This window comes from Mesorhizobium sp. AA22, from assembly GCF_001672375.2.
Classification (GTDB): domain Bacteria; phylum Pseudomonadota; class Alphaproteobacteria; order Rhizobiales; family Rhizobiaceae; genus Mesorhizobium; species Mesorhizobium wenxiniae.
The window spans coordinates 6502562-6519489 of record NZ_CP048406.1; the positions used below are offsets into that span (position 1 = coordinate 6502562).

14 protein-coding genes and 1 pseudogene are annotated in these 16928 nt (G+C 62.9%); 8 read left to right on the forward strand and 7 right to left on the reverse strand.

Translation table 11 applies throughout. The annotated features are described in order from the left end of the window. The first annotated feature begins 137 nt into the window (after positions 1 to 137). Complete coding sequence (locus A9K68_RS30710; protein ID WP_065005814.1) at positions 138 to 482, forward strand: hypothetical protein; 345 nt, start codon at positions 138 to 140, stop codon at positions 480 to 482. Positions 483 to 665: 183 nt separating this feature from the next. On the opposite strand, the gene ggt is transcribed toward A9K68_RS30710, so the two are convergent. The 4 genes from ggt to A9K68_RS30730 form a co-directional block, all read right to left on the reverse strand. Next, a complete protein-coding gene (gene ggt / locus A9K68_RS30715; protein ID WP_065005815.1) occupies positions 666 to 2405 on the reverse strand; it encodes a gamma-glutamyltransferase in 1740 nt (579 codons plus the stop codon). 87 nt (positions 2406 to 2492) lie between these two features. After that, positions 2493 to 2663, reverse strand: a complete 171-nt coding sequence (locus tag A9K68_RS30720) for a hypothetical protein (protein ID WP_156768166.1) — start codon at positions 2661 to 2663, stop codon at positions 2493 to 2495. Continuing rightward, complete coding sequence (gene rhaI / locus A9K68_RS30725; protein WP_065005816.1) at positions 2656 to 3945, reverse strand: L-rhamnose catabolism isomerase; 1290 nt, start codon at positions 3943 to 3945, stop codon at positions 2656 to 2658. The genes A9K68_RS30720 and rhaI overlap by 8 nt, the downstream gene beginning before the upstream one ends. A gap of 13 nt (positions 3946 to 3958) precedes the next feature. Then, positions 3959 to 6061 (reverse strand): bifunctional rhamnulose-1-phosphate aldolase/short-chain dehydrogenase, encoded by a 2103-nt coding sequence (locus tag A9K68_RS30730; protein WP_065005817.1) that lies wholly within the window; start codon positions 6059 to 6061, stop codon positions 3959 to 3961. Between the two features lie 212 nt (positions 6062 to 6273). Here A9K68_RS30730 and A9K68_RS30735 point away from each other — a divergent pair, with 212 nt between their 5' ends. The 7 genes and pseudogenes from A9K68_RS30735 (at position 6274) to A9K68_RS30765 (ending at position 13406) form a co-directional block, all read left to right on the forward strand. Continuing rightward, the gene (locus A9K68_RS30735; protein WP_065005818.1) at positions 6274 to 7083 is read left to right on the forward strand and encodes a DeoR/GlpR family DNA-binding transcription regulator; all 810 of its coding nucleotides are present in this window, start codon (positions 6274 to 6276) and stop codon (positions 7081 to 7083) included. Between the two features lie 45 nt (positions 7084 to 7128). Beyond that, a complete protein-coding gene (gene rhaS, locus A9K68_RS30740) occupies positions 7129 to 8124 on the forward strand; it encodes a rhamnose ABC transporter substrate-binding protein (protein WP_065005819.1) in 996 nt (331 codons plus the stop codon). 83 nt (positions 8125 to 8207) lie between these two features. Continuing rightward, positions 8208 to 9749 (forward strand): sugar ABC transporter ATP-binding protein, encoded by a 1542-nt coding sequence (locus tag A9K68_RS30745; protein ID WP_065005820.1) that lies wholly within the window; start codon positions 8208 to 8210, stop codon positions 9747 to 9749. Next, positions 9746 to 10723: an ABC transporter permease gene (locus A9K68_RS30750; protein WP_065005821.1), complete on the forward strand. Its 978-nt coding sequence runs from the start codon at positions 9746 to 9748 to the stop codon at positions 10721 to 10723. Before A9K68_RS30745 ends, A9K68_RS30750 begins: the two co-directional genes overlap by 4 nt. Then, on the forward strand, positions 10720 to 11721 hold the full coding sequence (locus tag A9K68_RS30755) for an ABC transporter permease (RefSeq protein WP_065005822.1): 1002 nt from the start codon (positions 10720 to 10722) through the stop codon (positions 11719 to 11721). Before A9K68_RS30750 ends, A9K68_RS30755 begins: the two co-directional genes overlap by 4 nt. Further along, positions 11721 to 12039: pseudogene (rhaM, locus tag A9K68_RS30760) on the forward strand (L-rhamnose mutarotase). The gene A9K68_RS30755 and the pseudogene rhaM overlap by 1 nt, the downstream one beginning before the upstream one ends. Next, positions 12036 to 13406, forward strand: a complete 1371-nt coding sequence (locus A9K68_RS30765; RefSeq protein WP_065005823.1) for an FGGY-family carbohydrate kinase — start codon at positions 12036 to 12038, stop codon at positions 13404 to 13406. Before rhaM ends, A9K68_RS30765 begins: the two are co-directional and overlap by 4 nt. Here the strand turns inward: A9K68_RS30765 and A9K68_RS30770 are convergent, their stop codons facing one another. From A9K68_RS30770 to A9K68_RS30780, 3 genes are all read right to left on the reverse strand, one after another. Beyond that, positions 13407 to 15233 (reverse strand): alanine racemase, encoded by a 1827-nt coding sequence (locus tag A9K68_RS30770; RefSeq protein WP_065005824.1) that lies wholly within the window; start codon positions 15231 to 15233, stop codon positions 13407 to 13409. It abuts the gene before it with no gap. Between the two features lie 187 nt (positions 15234 to 15420). Next, complete coding sequence (locus tag A9K68_RS30775; protein ID WP_156768167.1) at positions 15421 to 15582, reverse strand: hypothetical protein; 162 nt, start codon at positions 15580 to 15582, stop codon at positions 15421 to 15423. A 16-nt stretch (positions 15583 to 15598) separates the two neighbouring features. Continuing rightward, on the reverse strand, positions 15599 to 16849 hold the full coding sequence (locus A9K68_RS30780) for a D-amino acid dehydrogenase (RefSeq protein ID WP_065005825.1): 1251 nt from the start codon (positions 16847 to 16849) through the stop codon (positions 15599 to 15601). Positions 16850 to 16928: the final 79 nt, after the last annotated feature.

A 16928-nucleotide genomic window follows, 5' to 3' on the forward strand; every position in this document is an offset into this window, starting at 1 on the left:
ATCCGACATAAATCCAAAAAACCGGTAGCAAGCTGCGGCCAGAAAGTGTTGAAGACGGTGCCGATCGCATTGAACGCGGCGCGATCCAGTTGCGCTCGGCAAGGCTTGATGATTTGTTGCCGCTTCAAGGAGAATGAATGATGCGCGAGCCTGTCGGTCAAGACGAATATGGGTCGGCCAACCCCTTCGACCCGGACGACCTGACGACGTTGAACGTGATGGGTCCGGGTGTGGCCAGCAACGATTTCGAGAAATACGCGGTCGCCGTGATCATCGTGTTCGGCGCCCTCGTCATTGGCGGCTTGATGGCCGCAACCCTGGCCTTGGGCCATCGCAACGGCTTCCTGTACGCGCTTGGCGGCGCCACTGCGGCGTGGATATCCGGAAATGCGCTTCTGCTCGATCGGCCGCGTATCTATGCCTTGTTCGTCGGCATCGCGGCGGTGATGCTGATTGCGTCCACCATAACGCTGGTCATCTGATGGTCTGCCGATATTTAGATGATGCCGGCCTGCGAATGGCGGTCTCCTGCGCTTCCGGTACTCGCGTACCGAAAGTACGCTCCGTTCCGGTTCTCGGAAACCACGCAGTCTGGTCGCTTCGCGCCCGTCTTCGACTCCGGCTCGGCCTGACCTGAATCTCAACAGACCCGGGGCGCACGAAACTTAATATCCGATCGCCTCGCCGGATGCGGCGCGGCTGTCGATAGCGCCGTTGTAGCGGGCGCCGCCGCCCTTCTCGATCTCGGCCAGGCTCTTGCCGCCGACCAGGATGCCGGCCGCCTGGCCCCAGGTCGCCTCGGTGACATCGAGGTGGTAGCCCATGCCGGCAAGCAGCTTTTCGGTATCGGGCGACAGGCCGAACGGTTCGATATAGACCGTGTCTGGCAGCCACTGGTGGTGGATGCGCGGCGCGTCGATCGCCTCCTGGATGTTCATGCCATGATCGACAACGTTGACGATCGCTTCCAGCGTGATGGTGATGATGCGCGAGCCGCCGGGGCTGCCGATGACCATGAACGGCTTGCCGCCTTTGGCCACGATGGTCGGGCTCATCGACGACAGCGGCGTCTTCCTCGGCTCGATCGCATTCGCCTCGCCCTGTACGAGGCCGTAGAGATTGGGCACGCCCGGTTTCTGGGTGAAATCGTCCATCTCGTTGTTGAGCAGGATGCCGGTGCCGTCGGCGACGACGCCGGCGCCGAACGAACCGTTCAGCGTATAGGTTACCGCGACGGCGTTGCCGTCATTGTCGACGATCGAATAATGCGTCGTCTCCTGGCTCTCGCCAAAACCCTTCGGCATCAATTCCTGCGACACGCCGGCCCGGAACGGATCGATCTTTTCACGGATTTCTTTTGCATAGGCCTTGTCCAGCAGCTTTTCGACCGGATTGTCGACGAAGTCGGGATCGCCGAGCGCCGAATTGCGGTCGACATAGGCATGGCGCATTGCCTCGACCATGATTTTGACGGTTTCGGCGGAACCCGCGCCAAGATAGGACAGCGGATAGAATTCCAGTACGTTGAGGATCTCGCAGATGATGGCGCCGCCCGAGCTCGGTGGCGGCGAGGAGGTGATCTCATAGCCGCGGTAATTGCAGGTCACCGGCTCGAGCTCGCGGACCGCGTAGTTCTCGAAATCCGCCTTGGCCAGAATGCCGCCCTTCTCCGCGCTGGCCCTAACGATGCCGTCGGCGATCGGTCCTTTGTAGAAGGCATCTCGACCTTGCTCCGAAATCGCTGAGAGCGAGGCGGCGAGATCAGCCTGAACAAGGCGCTCGCCGATGGCATAAGGCTTGCCGTCCGGCTTCAGGAAGATGGCAGCCGCGGCCGGGTTCTTGGCCAGCCGTTCGGCGCCGCGTTCGAGCGAGGCGACATCGCCCTGCTCCAGCACGAAGCCATCCTTGGCATAGCGGATGGCCGGCGCCATCAAGTCCTGCCGCGTCAGCGTGCCGTATTTTTCCCGTGCCGTTTCAAAACCGGCCACCGAGCCCGGCACGCCGACCGCGAGATAGCCGTCCAGGCTGGCGCCCTTCACCGGCTCGCCGTCCTTGCCGAGATACATGGTCTTCGTCGAGGCGAGCGGCGCCCGCTCGCGGAAATCGAGGACGGTCGAGCGGCCGTCCTTGAAGCGGATGGTCATGAAGCCGCCACCGCCGATATTGCCGGCGTTCGGATAGACCACAGCCAGCGCATAGCCGACGGCAACCGCCGCATCGACGGCATTGCCGCCTTTCTTCAGCACCTCTACGCCGACTCGCGATGCCAGATGCTGGGCGGTCACCACCATGCCGTGCTCGCCCTTCGCCGGCTGCGGCGAGGCGGCGAAGATGGCCGTCAGCGGCACGAAGGCGAAAGTGAGGGAAAGACCGACGGCGATTAGGGTGCGGCGGGTGGGGTGCATGGCCGTTCTCCGAGGCGTTGGATGCGCCTAGAAGACCTTGGCGGAGCGGACGAGTCCATGGCTGTGAGTGAAAATTCGGGAATGCTGTCATTCGCCGTCGGCGAAGCTGCCGATCTTCCCCATTTCGGGGAGGATCGGATGTCGCTTCGGCTTTCGACAACCCAAGGCTGAAGGCAAACAAGCTTGTTCTTGCATGGTGCTGATTTGCGCCGCGACCCGCCGTTGGCGGGTTTTTCGTTTCAGGCCGACATCAAACAATCCCGCCGCCGCCACTCGCAACCGCCGGCCGTTCCGCCGCGACCTTCGCCCGATAGCCGGCCGCCCGGTAGGCGGCGACCGGATCGATGGCGCCGCCCGTGTTCAGCCGCGCCATGGCGAGGATCGGCTCGACATCGGTGCGATAGGCGGCTTTCAGCGTTTGCGTCGCCATTAGCGCGTCATTGGCGTCCTGATAGGCTTCCAGTGCCTTGCGATCGACCAGCAGCGCCTGCACATAGGCGCGCTGCACCTCGACCGCGGACAGCATCAGGCTTTCGATCGGATCGGTGACGTTGTGGCTCTGGTCGAGCATGTGAGCCGGATCAAAGCCTTCGGCACCGGAAAGCTCGGCATCGACCAGCTCGTTGAAGACGAGGAACAGCCGGTAAGGATCGATCGAGCCGGCGTCGAGATCGTCGTCGCCATATTTCGAATCGTTGAAATGGAAGCCGCCGAGTTTCTTGAACTGGATCAGCCGCGAGACGATCATCTCGATGTTGACGTTGGGCGCGTGGTGGCCGAGGTCGACGAGGCAGAACGCCTTGTCGCCGAGTTCGGTGGCGATGATGTAGTTGGTGCCCCAATCCTGCACGACCGTCGAATAGAAGGCCGGCTCGTACATCTTGTGCTCGGTGAACAGCTTCCAGTCGTCCGGCAGTCCGGCGTAGATCTCCTTCATCGCGTCGAGATAGCGTTCGAACGCCTTGGCGAAATTGACCTGGCCGGGAAAGTTCGAGCCGTCGCCGATCCATACGGTCAGTGCCTTCGATCCCAGCGTCTTGCCGATCTCGATGCATTCGAGATTGTGCTCGACCGCCTGCCGGCGCGTTGCGGCATCGGCATGCGACAGCGAGCCGAACTTGTAGGAAAGCGCCTGGCCCTGAGCGTCAGAGAACGTGTTCGAATTCATGGCGTCGAAGCCGAGGCCGAAGCGGGAGGCGGCCTGCTTCAGCCGGTTCGGGTCGGCCTTGTCCCATGGAATGTGCAGCGAGACGGTCGGCGTCGCCTGCGTCAACTGCCGGATGACGGCGCAGTCCTCGATCTTGTCGAAAATGTCGCGCGGCTCGCCGGCGCTGGGAAAGCGGGCAAAGCGGGTGCCGCCGGTGCCGACGCCCCAGGACGGGATCGCCACGGCGAATTTTTCGACCTTGTCGCTGATAGCGTCGATGGCGATGCCGCGACGGTCAAGACGCTCACCGAGCGAGTCGTAATCGCGCTTGAGGTCGGCCTCGCGCGCGGCGTTGTCTTTTTCGACGATGTCGGCGGAGATGATTTGTTCCATCGTCCGTCTCCGCTCAGCGCGTGAACGACTGGGCGTTGCCCGCGTCGACATTGACGATATTGCCGGTCGACTTGGCCGACATGGCGGACGCGAAGAAATAGATCGCCTCGGCGATGTCTTCGGGGAACACCGAACGCTTCAGCATCGAGCGCGAGCGGTAGTGCTCCTCGAGGTCGTCGGTCGACATCTTGTAGGCGGCGGCGCGCTGTTCCTTCCACTCGCCGGTCCAGATCTTGGAGCCGCGCAGCACGGCGTCGGGATTAACGACATTGACCCTGATCTGCGCTTCCGCACCCTCCAGCGCCAGGCAGCGCGCCAGATGGATCTCGGCGGCCTTGGCCGTGCAATAGGCGGCGGCGTTGGGCGATGCTGCTAGCCCGTTCTTGGAGGCGACGAAGACGACGTTGCCGCCGATCTTTTGCGCGCGGAAAAGACGGAATGCTTCCCGCGAAACCAGGAAATAGCCTGTCGACAAGATGTCCATGTTCTTGTTCCACAGCGCCAGCGTCGTCTCCTCGATCGGCGCCGAGGTTGCCAGGCCGGCATTCGACACCAGTATATCGATGCCGCCGAACTCGACCGCGGTCTCGGCGAAGCCGGAGATCACCTGGTCCTCTGACGTGACATTGATGACCAGCGGCCGCACGAAATCTTTGCCATAGGCTTTCGCCAGCTCGTCATTGGCGCTGGCAAGGGCGGTCTCGTCGATGTCGGCCAGCACGACGCAGGCGCCTTCGCGCAGCAGCCGGTTGGCCGTCGCCCGGCCGATGCCGCCGGCGCCGCCGGTGACCAGCGCGATCTGGCCGGCTAGAGCCTTCGGCTTCGGCAGGCGCTGCAGCTTTGCCTCTTCGAGCAGCCAGTACTCGATGTCGAAGGCTTCCTGCTCGGGCAGCCCGACATAGGTCGACACCGTCGAGGCGCCGCGCATGACATTGATGGCGTTGACGTAGAATTCGCCCGATATGCGCGCCGTCGCCTTGTCGCCGGCGAAGGTGAACATGCCGATGCCGGGCATCAGATAGACCACGGCGTTCGGATCACGCACCGGTGGCGAATCCACGTGCTTGCAGCGGTCGTAATAAGCCTGATAGCCAACACGATACTCCGCCACATCGTCGGCGAGACGGGCGAGGACGGCATCGACGTCGGGATTCCCGGGATCGAATTCGATGACCAGCGGCCGGATCTTGGTGCGCAGGAAATGGTCCGGGCAGGATGTGCCGAGCGCTGCCAGTGGGCGCAAATCCTTCGAATTGACGAATTCGAGCACGGCTGGCGAATCGTCGAAATGGCCAAGCTTGTGGCTTTTCTCCGAAATCAGGCCGCGGATCCTCGGCATCAGCTTTGCCGCCGCGGCGCGACGCGCTGGCGCGTCGAGCGATTTGACGACTTCGCCACCGAAGATGGGCTTGCCTTCAGACTTGCGCTCGAACCAGTCGATCGCATGGTTGATCACCGAGATCGTCGTCTCGTAGCATTCCTTTGCAGTGTCGCCCCAGGTGAACAGGCCATGGCTTGCCAGGACGACGCCCTTGGCCTCAGGGTTTTCGAGGCAGAATTTTTCCAGCCACAGGCCGAGTTCGAAGCCCGGACGTTTCCACGGCAGCCAGCCGATCGCGTCGCCGAAGATCTCCTTGGTCAGCGCCTTCGAATCCTTGGCGGCGGCAATGGCGATAATGGCGTCGGGATGCATGTGGTCGACATGGGGCTTCGGCACGAATGCGTGCAGCGGCGTATCGATCGAGGCCGCGCGCGGATTGAGGTTGAAGGTGCAGTGGGGCAGATATCCGACCATTTCGTCTTCATGCTCGAGGCCGCGATAAAGACCCCTCAACGCCCTGAGCTTGTCCATATAGAGCGTGGCGAAGCCGTCGAGCTTGATCGAGGCGCTGTCGCCGCCCGAACCCTTGACCCACAGCACTTCCATGCTCTCACCGGTGAGCGGATCCTTTTGCCAGATCTTGGAAGAGGTGTTGCCGCCGCCATAGTTGGTGACGCGCTTGTCGGAGCCAAGAACATTCGAGCGATAGACGAGACGTTCCGGCTCGCTCATTGCCTGGGCTTTCGCGTCATTCCAAAGATTGGCGAGGCGCGTGCCGGAGCGCTTGTCGAGCATAGGTAATCCTCCCGTGACGTGAGACGCGCAAACGATGCGGTCAATTGCCACCGCATTGCGGGTCAGCTTTGCTCGAATGTCCACGCAAGCGGCGGCGTTGTCAATCACAAACGATCAAGATTGATCATACTGCACTGCACAATGAAATTATTTGATCGGAAATGATTGACACTGCGCGTTTTGGGTGCCTAGATGCTCGGCAGGGAGGAACCATGCACGAGAAAGAGCGACACAGGATCATTTTGTCCGCCGTCCAGGAAAAGCCTGTGGTGACGGTGCAGGAGATGGTCGACCTGACGGACTCGTCGGAGGCGACGATCCGGCGCGACATCGCCGCATTGCATGTGCAAAAGCGCCTGCGCCGCGTGCGCGGCGGCGCCGAGGCGATCACGCCACCGCAGTTCATCGGCCTTGCCGGCCGGCCTTTTTCCGTCAACGAGACGATCAACGCTTCGCAGAAGCGGGCGATCGCGCGGGACGCCGTGGAACTCTGCAAGGACGGCGAGCCGATCATCATCAATGGCGGCACCACCACCTTCCAGATGGTGCATTTCCTGACCGGCCGCCGGATGCCGATCTTCACCAATTCCTTTCCGATCGCCGAGCACCTGCTCAAGCACTCCAAGAACACGGTGATGCTGTCGGGCGGCACCATCTACCGCGAGCAGAGCATCATCCTGTCGCCCTTCGAGAATGATGTGACGCGCAATTTCTATGCGCGCCGCATGTTCATGGGCGCGCAAGGGCTCGGGCCACTCGGCTTGATGGAAGGCGATCCGCTGCTGATCCAGGCCGAGCAGAAACTGATCGATCAGGCCGACGAACTGGTGGTGCTGGTCGACTCGTCGAAGTTCCGAAAACGCTCGAGCCTGATCCTGTGCGGCCTGTCGCGCATCGCGACCGTCATTACCGACGACGGCATCGAGGACCGCGAGGCCAAGATGTTGGAGGCCGCCGGTGTGACGCTGGTCGTCGCCCGCACAACGCTGGGCAATAAGGAAGAATCTTCGCTGCAGGCCTGAGGCCCGCAGCGGCGATGGAATGCAACACTCAAGGGAGGATATTCGATGAGCTTTCTGAAGAAACTGATGGTTACGGCGGCGTTCTCCGCCGCCATGTTCGTGAATGCCGCCTATGCCGAGAACGTCAAGATCGCACTGGTGGTGAAGTCGCTCGGCAATGGCTTCTTCGATGCCGCCAACAGGGGCGCCGAAGAGGCGGCCAAGGAACTCGGCGACGTCGATATCATCTACACCGGCCCCACCAAGGCTACCGCCGAAGCGCAGATCGAGGTGATCAATTCGCTGATCGCCCAGAAGGTCAACGCCATCGCCATTTCGGCCAATGACGCCGACGCGCTGGTGCCGGCGCTGAAGAAGGCGATGGATCGCGGCATCACCGTCATCTCGTGGGATTCAGGCGTCGCTCCGGAAGGTCGCCAACTCCACCTCAACCCCTCGGACACCAACCTGATCGGCGAGACCATCATCAAGCTTGCCGCCGACTTCCTGCCGGAAGGCGGCGACGTCGCCATCCTGTCGGCTTCGTCCACCGCGACCAACCAGAACGCCTGGATCGACGCGGCCAAGAAGGTGCTGCCGGAGAAATTTCCCAAGATCAACCTCGTCGCCACCGTTTACGGCGACGACGACTCGGCCAAGAGCACGGACGAAGCCAAGGGCCTTTTGAAGTCCTATCCGAACCTCAAAGCGATCATCGCACCGACCACGGTCGGCGTCGTTGCCGCCGCTCAGGTGGTGACCGACCAAGGCCTGATCGGCAAGGTCAACGTCACCGGCCTGGCGCTGCCGTCGGAGTTCAAGAAGTTCATCGACAACGGTGCCAGCCAAGCGGTCGCGCTGTGGAACCCGATCGACCTCGGCTACTCGGCCGTCTACCTCGCCCATGATTTGGCGGTGAAGAAGGAAGAAGCCAAGCCGGGTGCGACGCTGTCGATCGGCCGCGTCGGCAAGGTCACGCTCGACGACACCAATTCGGCTGCGATGGCTCCGCCCTTCAAGTTCGACAAGTCGAACATCGAAGAATTCTCCAAGATCTATTGATCCTGGAGCCCTTCAAGCCGGCGCGGCGGGGCAGAGGTTCCGCCGCGTCCTCAAACGGACCTGCTGCAGGGCTTGATACGACTATGGACACGACAGCCCAACTCAACCCGACGACCGAGCAGCCTTTGGCTCCGGCTCCGCGCCTGACCCTGTCCGGCATCTCGAAGAGTTTTCCCGGCGTGCGCGCGCTGCATGATGTCAGCCTGTCGCTCTATCCCGGCCAGGTGACCGCTCTGATCGGCGAGAACGGCGCCGGCAAGTCGACGCTGGTCAAAATCATGACCGGCATCTACCAGCCCGATGCGGGCACCATCAGCATCGATGGCCAGGCCGTCACCTTGCCCAGCGCTCATGCCGCCTTCGGGCACGGCATCACCGCCATCCACCAGGAAACCGTGCTGTTCGACGACCTGACGGTGGCCGAGAATATCTTTCTCGGCCATGCGCCGCGGTCGCGCTTCGGCACCATCGACTGGCGCACCATGCGCAAGAATGCCCGTGAAGTATTGAACACCATGGGTGCCGGCCACATTGACGCCGACGCGCGGCTGAAGGACCTCGGTATCGCCAACAAGCACCTCGTGGCAGTCGCCCGCGCCATGTCGATCGATGCCCAGATCGTCATCATGGACGAGCCGACCGCAGCGCTGTCGCTGAAGGAGATCGAGGAGCTCTTTTTGCTCATCGAATTCCTGAAGAGCGAAGGCAAGGCGATCCTGTTCATCAGCCACAAGTTCGACGAGATCTACCGCATTGCCGACCGCTATACGGTGTTCCGCGACGGCGAAATGGTCGGCGAAGGCCTGATCAGGGATGCCGGCCAGAGCCAGATCGTGCGCATGATGGTCGGCCGCGCCGTCGACCACATTTTTCCGCAGCGCAAGGCCGAGATCAGCGCGCCGGTGCTCACTGTCTCGGGCCTGTCGCACCCGACCGAGTTCGACGACATCGGCTTCGAGCTGCACAGAGGCGAAATCCTCGGCTTCTACGGCCTCGTCGGCGCCGGCCGCAGCGAGGTCATGCAGGCGATATCAGGCATCACCCGCACCAGCAGCGGCACGATCACGCTGGAAGGCAAGACAATCGTGCCGAAATCGGCAGCGGATTCGATCGACGCCGGCATCGTCTATGTGCCGGAAGAGCGCGGCAAGCAAGGCGTGGTGATCGGCCTGCCGATCTTCCAGAATATCTCGCTCCCCTCACTCAAGCGCACGTCCAAATCAGGCGTGTTGCGGCTGGCCGAGGAGTTCGCACTGGCCCGTTCCTACACCGAGCGGCTCGATTTGCGCGCCTCGTCGCTCAGCCAGGATGTCGGCACGCTGTCGGGCGGCAACCAGCAGAAGATCGTCATCGCCAAATGGCTGGCTACCGCGCCCAAAGTGATCATCCTCGATGAGCCGACCAAAGGCATCGACATCGGCTCGAAAGCCGCCGTGCACGGCTTCATGGCCGAGCTCGTCGCGCAGGGCCTGTCGGTGATCATGGTGTCGTCCGAACTGCCCGAGATCCTCGGCATGTCCGACCGGGTGATCGTCATGCGCGAGGGCCGCATCGCCTCAGTCTATGACAACAAGGGGCTCGACGCCGAAACGCTGGTCAGAACGGCAGCGGGGATCGCAGCATGAAGGCTCTTCTCAAAAATCGCGAAGTCTGGCTTCTCGCCGCCATCGTCGTGCTGATCGGGCTGATCTCAATGCGCTTTCCGGGCTTTGCCAATCCTGCCAATCTACGCCAGGTGTTCAACGACACCTCGATCCTGATGATCCTGGCGCTGGGTCAGATGGTTGTCATTCTGACCCGCTCGATCGACCTGTCGATGGCGTCCAATCTCTGCTTCACCGGCATGGTAGTGGCGATGCTGAACGCCGCGCATCCGGCAATCCCGATCCCGCTGCTGATCGTCATCGCACTGCTAGTCGGACTGGTGCTCGGCGTGATCAACGGCCTGCTGGTATGGCGGCTGAACATCCCGTCAATCGTGGTGACGCTCGGCACGCTGACTATCTACCGCGGCGCCACCTTCGTCATCTCCGGAGGCGCCTGGGTCAATGCCGACCAGATGAGCCCTGAGTTCATCGGCCTGCAGCGCGCGGCCTTTCTCGGCATCCCGGTCCTGTCGTGGATCGCCATATTGGTCATCGCCTTGTTCTTCCTCGTGATGACGCGCACCGCGCTCGGCCGCTCGATCTACGCCATCGGCGTCAATCCGACGGCGTCGGTCTATGCCGGCATCGATGTCGGCCGCACCAAGTTCATCGTCTTCTGCATCTCGGGGATGGCCGCCGGTCTCTGCGGTTATCTCTGGATTTCGCGCTACGTCATCGCCTCGGTCGAGGTCGCCAATGGCTACGAGCTCAACATCATCGCCGCCTGCGTCATCGGCGGCATCTCGATCGCCGGCGGCATCGGCTCGGTCGGCGGCGCAGTGCTCGGTGCGCTGTTCCTCGGCATCATCTCCAATGCGCTGCCGGTCATCAACATCTCGCCCTTCTGGCAGATGGCGATTTCGGGCAGCGCCATCATCCTGGCCGTGGTGCTCAATGCGCGCGGCGAACGCCGGCAAGGCCGCATCATCCTCAAAAAGGCGGAAGCGGCATGACCGACACCCCAGCCCCACGCCACATTCCCAACCGGCTCGACAAGCCGCTCAACGCGGCGATCTTCTCATGGGAGGCGCTGCTGGTCGCGGTGGCAGTCGCCATCTTTGCCGTCAACAGCTTCGCCTCGCCCTATTTCCTCGACGCATGGTCGCTGTCTGACCTGACCTTCAACTTCACCGAGAAGGCGCTGATCGCGCTTGCCATGGCGCTGCTGATCATTTCCGGCGAGATCGACCTGTCGGTCGCCGCCATCATTGCGCTGGCCTCGACGATGATGGGCATGGCGGTGCAGGCCGGCGCCGGCACGCCGGTGCTGGTGACGATCGGCATCGTGGTCGGGCTTGGCTGCGGCGCCTTTAACGGGCTGCTCGTCACCAGGCTGGGATTGCCGTCGATCGTCGTTACCATCGGCACGATGAGCCTGTTTCGCGGCATCGCCTTCATCGTCCTCGGCGACCAGGCCTACAAGGGCTATCCCCCGAGCTTCGCCTTCTTCGGTCAAGGCTATGTCTGGTGGGTGGTGTCGTTCGAACTGACGCTGCTCCTCGTCGCGGCGGTCGTCTACTGGTTCCTACTACACCGGACGAGCTTCGGCCGCCGCGTCTTCGCCATCGGCAACAACCCGGTTGCGGCGCAGTTTTCCGGCGTGCGCGTCGGCCGCATCAAGTTCATCCTGTTCTGCCTGACCGGCTTGATGGCCGGCATCGCCTCGGTGCTGATCACCTCGCGGCTCGGCTCGACCCGACCGTCGATCGCGCAAGGCTACGAATTGGAAGTCATCACCATGGTGGTGCTTGGTGGCGTCAGCATCCTGGGCGGCGCCGGCAGCATTCTGGGTGTCGTGCTCGCCGCCTTCATCATGGGGCTGGTGACTTTTGGCTTGGGGCTGCTCAACGTGCCCGGCATCGTCATGTCGATCTTCATCGGCCTGCTGCTGATCATCGTCATCGCGCTGCCGATCGTCTGGCGGCGGGTGCGTCGGGAGCGTTTCACCTGATGGCCGAAAAATACGCGTTCAAGATGAAGCTCAATCCGGGCATGAAGGCCGAATACAAAAGGCGCCATGACGACATCTGGCCGTCGCTGGTGGCGCTGTTGAAGCAGGCAGGCGTTTTCGACTATTCGATCCATCTCGACGAAGAGACCAACACCTTGTTCGGCGTGCTGTGGCGGCGTGACGACCACGGCATGGATGAATTGCCGAAGCACCCAGTGATTACAGCGCTGGTGGGCTGAAATGGCCGACATCATGGAGACCAAGCCTGATAACGAGCCGGTGGCGGTGCCGCTGGAAACCATGTTCCATATGGAATGACACACCACGTCGCCGTCATCGATATCGGCAAGACCAATGCCAAGGTAGCGCTGGTCGATCTCGCCAACATGCGCGAAGTCGCGCTGCGCCGCATGGCGAATGCGCCCGTTGCCGACGGCTCCTACCCGCACCACGATGTCGAGCTTTTGTGGTCGTTCATTCTCGACAGCCTCGCCGGGATTAATCGCGAACAGCGCATCGACACGATATCGATCACCGCCCATGGCGCGACGGGCGTGCTGGTGGACGCTGCCGGCGAGCTGGCGTTGCCGGTGCTCGACTATGAATTCACCGGGCCCGACGCCGTTGCCCAGGACTATGACGCGATCCGTCCGGCCTTTGCCGAGACGGGTACGCCGCGCCTGCCGGTCGGCCTCAATCTCGGCGCGCAGTTCTTCTGGCAGCAGAGGAACTTCCCGGCGGAGTTCGCCGAGGCCGCCGCGATCCTGATGTATCCGCAATACTGGGCTTTTCGCCTCACCGGCGTCGCCGCCAACGAGGTGACCTCGCTCGGCTGCCACACCGATCTGTGGAGCCCATGGAAAGCGGATTTTTCGTCACTCGTCGACCGGATGCAATGGCGCGGCCTGATGGCGCCGGTGCGGCCGGCCAAGGACCGCCTTGGCCCAATCTTGCCCGCCCTTGCCAAGGGAACCGGGCTCGATCCGCAGACGCCGGTGTTTTGCGGCTTGCATGATTCCAATGCCTCGCTGCTGCCGCATCTCCTGTCCGACAGACCGCCCTTCTCGGTCGTCTCGACCGGCACCTGGGTGGTGTCGATGGCCGTCGGTGGCAACAAGATCGCGCTCGATCCGGCGCGCGACACGCTGGTCAACGTCAATGCGCTCGGTGATCCGGTGCCATCGGCGCGCTTCATGGGGGGTCGCGAATTTTCACGGCTGACGGAAGGCCAATCGGAAGGCTGGACCGAAGAGGATGTCGCCACAGTGCTCGCCGGGAAGACATCCCTGCTGCCTTCGACCCAACAAGGTTCGGGGCCGTTCCCGCATCACACCGCCGCATGGCTCGACGCCGACGGCATCAACAACGGCCAGCGCTTTGCCGCCATCTCTTTCTACCTGGCGCTGATGACCGCGACCTGCCTCGATCTGATCGGCGCCGACGGTCCGATCATCGTCGAGGGCCCGTTCGCCCGCAACCGGCTTTTCACGCAGATGCTGGCTGCAGCGACGGCGCGTGCCGTCATTGCGTCCGAGGCTGCGACCGGCACCAGCATCGGCGCTGCCTTGCTGGCGTCGGACCAAAGAACGGTCCAAGGCAAAGGCGAAGGGATGGAACCGCCGGCCGACCCAGCCTGGGCGGATTATGCGCGCTCATGGCGCGCGGCGGTCGACGCGCGGGGCTGATCACAAAATCCGCTTGCCGAAAGCCGACATGACGAAGTTGACGGTGTCTATCGCAATCCGCGGTTCCAAACCTTCTGTCAGGCCGGAAACATCCATCGACAACAGCCCGCCGGACAGCGCGATGGCCTCCATCGCCTGATGCGTTTCGCGCACCGTGATGCCGCCGGAGCCAGCCGCCCAGCCGGCGAATTCGGTCACCTCAGGCGAATAGCTAACATGGAAGCCTTGCGTGCCGGAGGTGGCGATGCGGATCGCCTCGTGCATCAGGTCGCGCATGCCCATGGCGTCGATGTCGGTCATGGTGAAGGCGGAGACGCGCGAATCCTTCAGCACCCGGGCTTCGGCCGGATCGGCATGGCGCAGCCCGACGATGACGACGTTTTCCGGCGAAAGTTGCGGCTGCAGCGCGCCGGCCTTGTGATCGAGTCCGAGCGCGCGCGCCAGCACCGAACGTTCCGGCAGGTCGATGCCGTCTTCGTCCTCGGGCATCAGCGCGGCGATGGAATCGATCCAGATCAGGCCAAACGAGTGTGTCGCCCGCGCGGTCATCGTCAGCGCCTTGTGGGCGACGCGCCGGTCACTCCCGGCGGTGAGCCGGACCAGGCCGGATGGGGGCCGCTCGATATCGGCCAGCTCGACGACATCGAAATTCATCGCCTCCAGCCGGGCGCCGGTCGCCTCCCTGGCGAGGATGCCGGCGGCCGCTGGTTCGGCTGTGATCTGCACCATCTTGCGGCCGGAGAAATCCTCGACATCGTGCATCGGGGCCTTTTCGACATATTCCGAGGTCATCGCCAACAGCATGGCGCCATAGCTCATGCGGAAGGCGACACGGTCGCCGACGACGGGTGGCGGGTCGGCGTCGGTTACATCGAGGAGCAGATGATCGCTGGAGGCGCCGAGCACCCGCACGCCCTTGGCAATCGGCGTCAAACCTTCGATCAAAACGTCCTCGCGGCCGATATTGGCGATGGCGCGCAACCTGTCGCCCTCGTCGGGAAACACCGGCTGGTTGCCGAAAGCGTCGTAGCCGGATTGGCCGATCGGCCGCGACGGCTTCAGCTTGACCTCGATAATGTCGCTGGTCAGGCGGCAGGCATCGGGTTCCAGTTCGGCCCACGGCGTCTCGCGGAAGGTTTCGACGCCGCCCTGCAGGATTGCTTCGCCGACCCGCAGATTGTTGACGCCGGCGGGCAGCCTGCCTTCGAGCAGCAGTGTCAGCGACGATGACGCTCCGCCCGAGATCCAGTCGAGCCTGGCGCCGGACAGACGCTCGGCCTTGTAGGCATGGGCGACAAGTTGCCCGAGATTTTCCTCCGTCGGCATGATGGCGCCGAAGCAGCCGAGATTGGTGCCGATGCCGGCGATGCGCACGCCCTTGAGTGCCAGTATCTGCTCGACAGTGGGCACGAGATCGTTCGGCCAGATGCCTTCCCTGAGGTCGCCAAGATCGATCATCAGCATGATGTCGTGGACGCGGCCCATGCGCGCGGCGATACGCGACAGCTCGCGGATGGTGGCGAGTTCGGATTGCAGGCTGATGTCGACGGTGCGGACCACCTCCTCGACGCGCGCCATCGGCGGGCTGCGCAGCAGCATGATCGGCGCATTGATGCCGCTGTCACGCAGCCGGCGGATGTTTTCGAAGCGCGATTCGGCGATGCCGGCGACGCCGCCGCGCAGCATGGCTCGCGCCACCTGCGGCATGCCGCAGGTTCCCTTGGTGACGCCGAAGACCTTGATGCCGGACCGGGCGCAGCGGTCGACGATCGTGCGTGCATTGCGCTCGATGCGGCCAAGGTCGATGGCGACTTGCGGTCCGGACATTTTTTACTCAGAAATTGTGCACGGTACTAGGCGCATTTATCTTCTCGGTATCGTAGCTGGCGAGAATTGATATCAATCCGAATGGGTCGTGTTCATGCCGGAAACAAGGGCTCTTGTATGTGGACACGTCTTTCGCTCAGAGAGGCCAGTCACATTGGTCATTCGTCATCTCGATGGGGAGTGGCAACTAACCTGTGGCGAGCACGACCATCCCGCAGACTGCGGAAATTTCGAAATTGTCGGCTTCAGGCATCTCACCGTCAGGCAAGATAATCTGACGCAGATTGGCGAGCTTGAACGCGGCTGGCTTGCCGAATGGGTGCTGGCCGAATGGACCCGGTGCCGACACGACGGTTAATTCCCCCTCAATTGACGTAGACCAGTCCTTGCGGGTCGATCTCCGGCTTGCGGCCGGCGACGACATCGGCAAGGAACTTTCCCGAGCCGCAAGCCATGGTCCAGCCGACATGGCCGTGGCCGGTATCGAGGTATAGATTCCTGTAGCGCGCTTGGCCGATGACCGGCACCGAGTTTGGCATCATCGGCCGCAAGCCGGCCCAGAGCTCGGCCTTGTTCTCGTCGAAGGCACCCGGGAACAGATCGTTGCCAGTCCTGAACATGGCGGCGAAATCGCTCGGCTTGTGGGTGCGGTCGAAGCCGGTGAACTCGGCGGTCGAAGCAAGCCGCAGCCGGTTGCCGAGCCGCGAATAAGCGATAAGCTGATCCTCGTCGGCGCCGCCCATGGTCGGCCCCTTGCTCTCGTCCTCCAGTTGCACGGTCGCGGTGTAGCCCTTGACCGGATAGACCGGCAGATCGACGCCGTAGCGGCGACCGAGCAGGCCGCTCTCCGGCCCCATCGAAATGACCACGGCGTCGCCTGTTATCGGACCGGCCGAGGTCATCACCGCGCGCACCCGATCGCCTTCAATGTCGAGGCCTTTGACCGTCGTGCCGTAGAGGAATTGCATGCCGAGTTTCTCGGTGGCATAGGCAGCAAGGTTCTGCGTGAATTGGCTGGAGTCGCCGGTCTGGTCGATCGGAGAATAGACGCCGCCGGCGATCTTATCCTTGGCCCCGGCGAGCCCGGGCTCTAGCTCGACCAGCCGGTCGCGGCCGACGATCTCGATCGGCAGACCGTGCTCGGCGAGATAGCGGTAATTGTCGGTGCCGGTATCAAGACTCTGCTGCGAGCGGAAGAAATAGAGAATGCCCTTCTTGCGCTCGTCATAGTGAATGCCAGTGTCGGCAGAGATGGCGTTGATGCAGTCGCGCGAATAAAGCGCCAGGCGCAGTTTGATTTCGGTGTTGGCACGCAGGCGCGCTCGCGTGCACTGGCGCAGGAAGCGCAGACTCCAGGCGAAGAAATAGGGATCGAAGCGCAGCCGCACCTTGATGCCGAGATCGTGGTTGTAAAGCGCGCGCAGGAACGTCTTCAGCGCAGCGGGCGAGGCCCAGGCGGTGGCGTCGCCCGGCGACACCAGCCCGGCATTCGATTGGCTGGTGCCGCGCGCCGCCATCGGATGGCGTTCGATGACGGTCACCTCGTGGCCGTCGCTCGCCAGATAATAGGCGGCCGCCGTGCCGACCACACCGGCTCCGAGCACCAATATTCTCATGCCGCCCCCCAAAGTCACACGCGGCCAAATGCGCCTACGCTGCGCCGCGCATCTCCTTCAATAGCGCTTCTGCGTGGAG

Excerpts from the sequence above, each read along its gene's own strand:
- rhaI (WP_065005816.1), bottom strand. The coding sequence starts at position 3,945 with ATGGAACAAATCATCTCCGCCGACATCGTCGAAAAAGACAACGCCGCG.
- A9K68_RS30745 (WP_065005820.1), top strand. The coding sequence starts at position 8,208 with ATGGACACGACAGCCCAACTCAACCCGACGACCGAGCAGCCTTTGGCT.
- A9K68_RS30730 (WP_065005817.1), bottom strand. The coding sequence starts at position 6,061 with ATGCTCGACAAGCGCTCCGGCACGCGCCTCGCCAATCTTTGGAATGAC.
- A9K68_RS30765 (WP_065005823.1), top strand. The coding sequence starts at position 12,036 with ATGACACACCACGTCGCCGTCATCGATATCGGCAAGACCAATGCCAAG.
- A9K68_RS30770 (WP_065005824.1), bottom strand. The coding sequence starts at position 15,233 with ATGTCCGGACCGCAAGTCGCCATCGACCTTGGCCGCATCGAGCGCAAT.
- ggt (WP_065005815.1), bottom strand. The coding sequence starts at position 2,405 with ATGCACCCCACCCGCCGCACCCTAATCGCCGTCGGTCTTTCCCTCACT.
- rhaS (WP_065005819.1), top strand. The coding sequence starts at position 7,129 with ATGAGCTTTCTGAAGAAACTGATGGTTACGGCGGCGTTCTCCGCCGCC.
- A9K68_RS30755 (WP_065005822.1), top strand. The coding sequence starts at position 10,720 with ATGACCGACACCCCAGCCCCACGCCACATTCCCAACCGGCTCGACAAG.
- A9K68_RS30735 (WP_065005818.1), top strand. The coding sequence starts at position 6,274 with ATGCACGAGAAAGAGCGACACAGGATCATTTTGTCCGCCGTCCAGGAA.
- A9K68_RS30710 (WP_065005814.1), top strand. The coding sequence starts at position 138 with ATGATGCGCGAGCCTGTCGGTCAAGACGAATATGGGTCGGCCAACCCC.
- A9K68_RS30780 (WP_065005825.1), bottom strand. The coding sequence starts at position 16,849 with ATGAGAATATTGGTGCTCGGAGCCGGTGTGGTCGGCACGGCGGCCGCC.
- A9K68_RS30750 (WP_065005821.1), top strand. The coding sequence starts at position 9,746 with ATGAAGGCTCTTCTCAAAAATCGCGAAGTCTGGCTTCTCGCCGCCATC.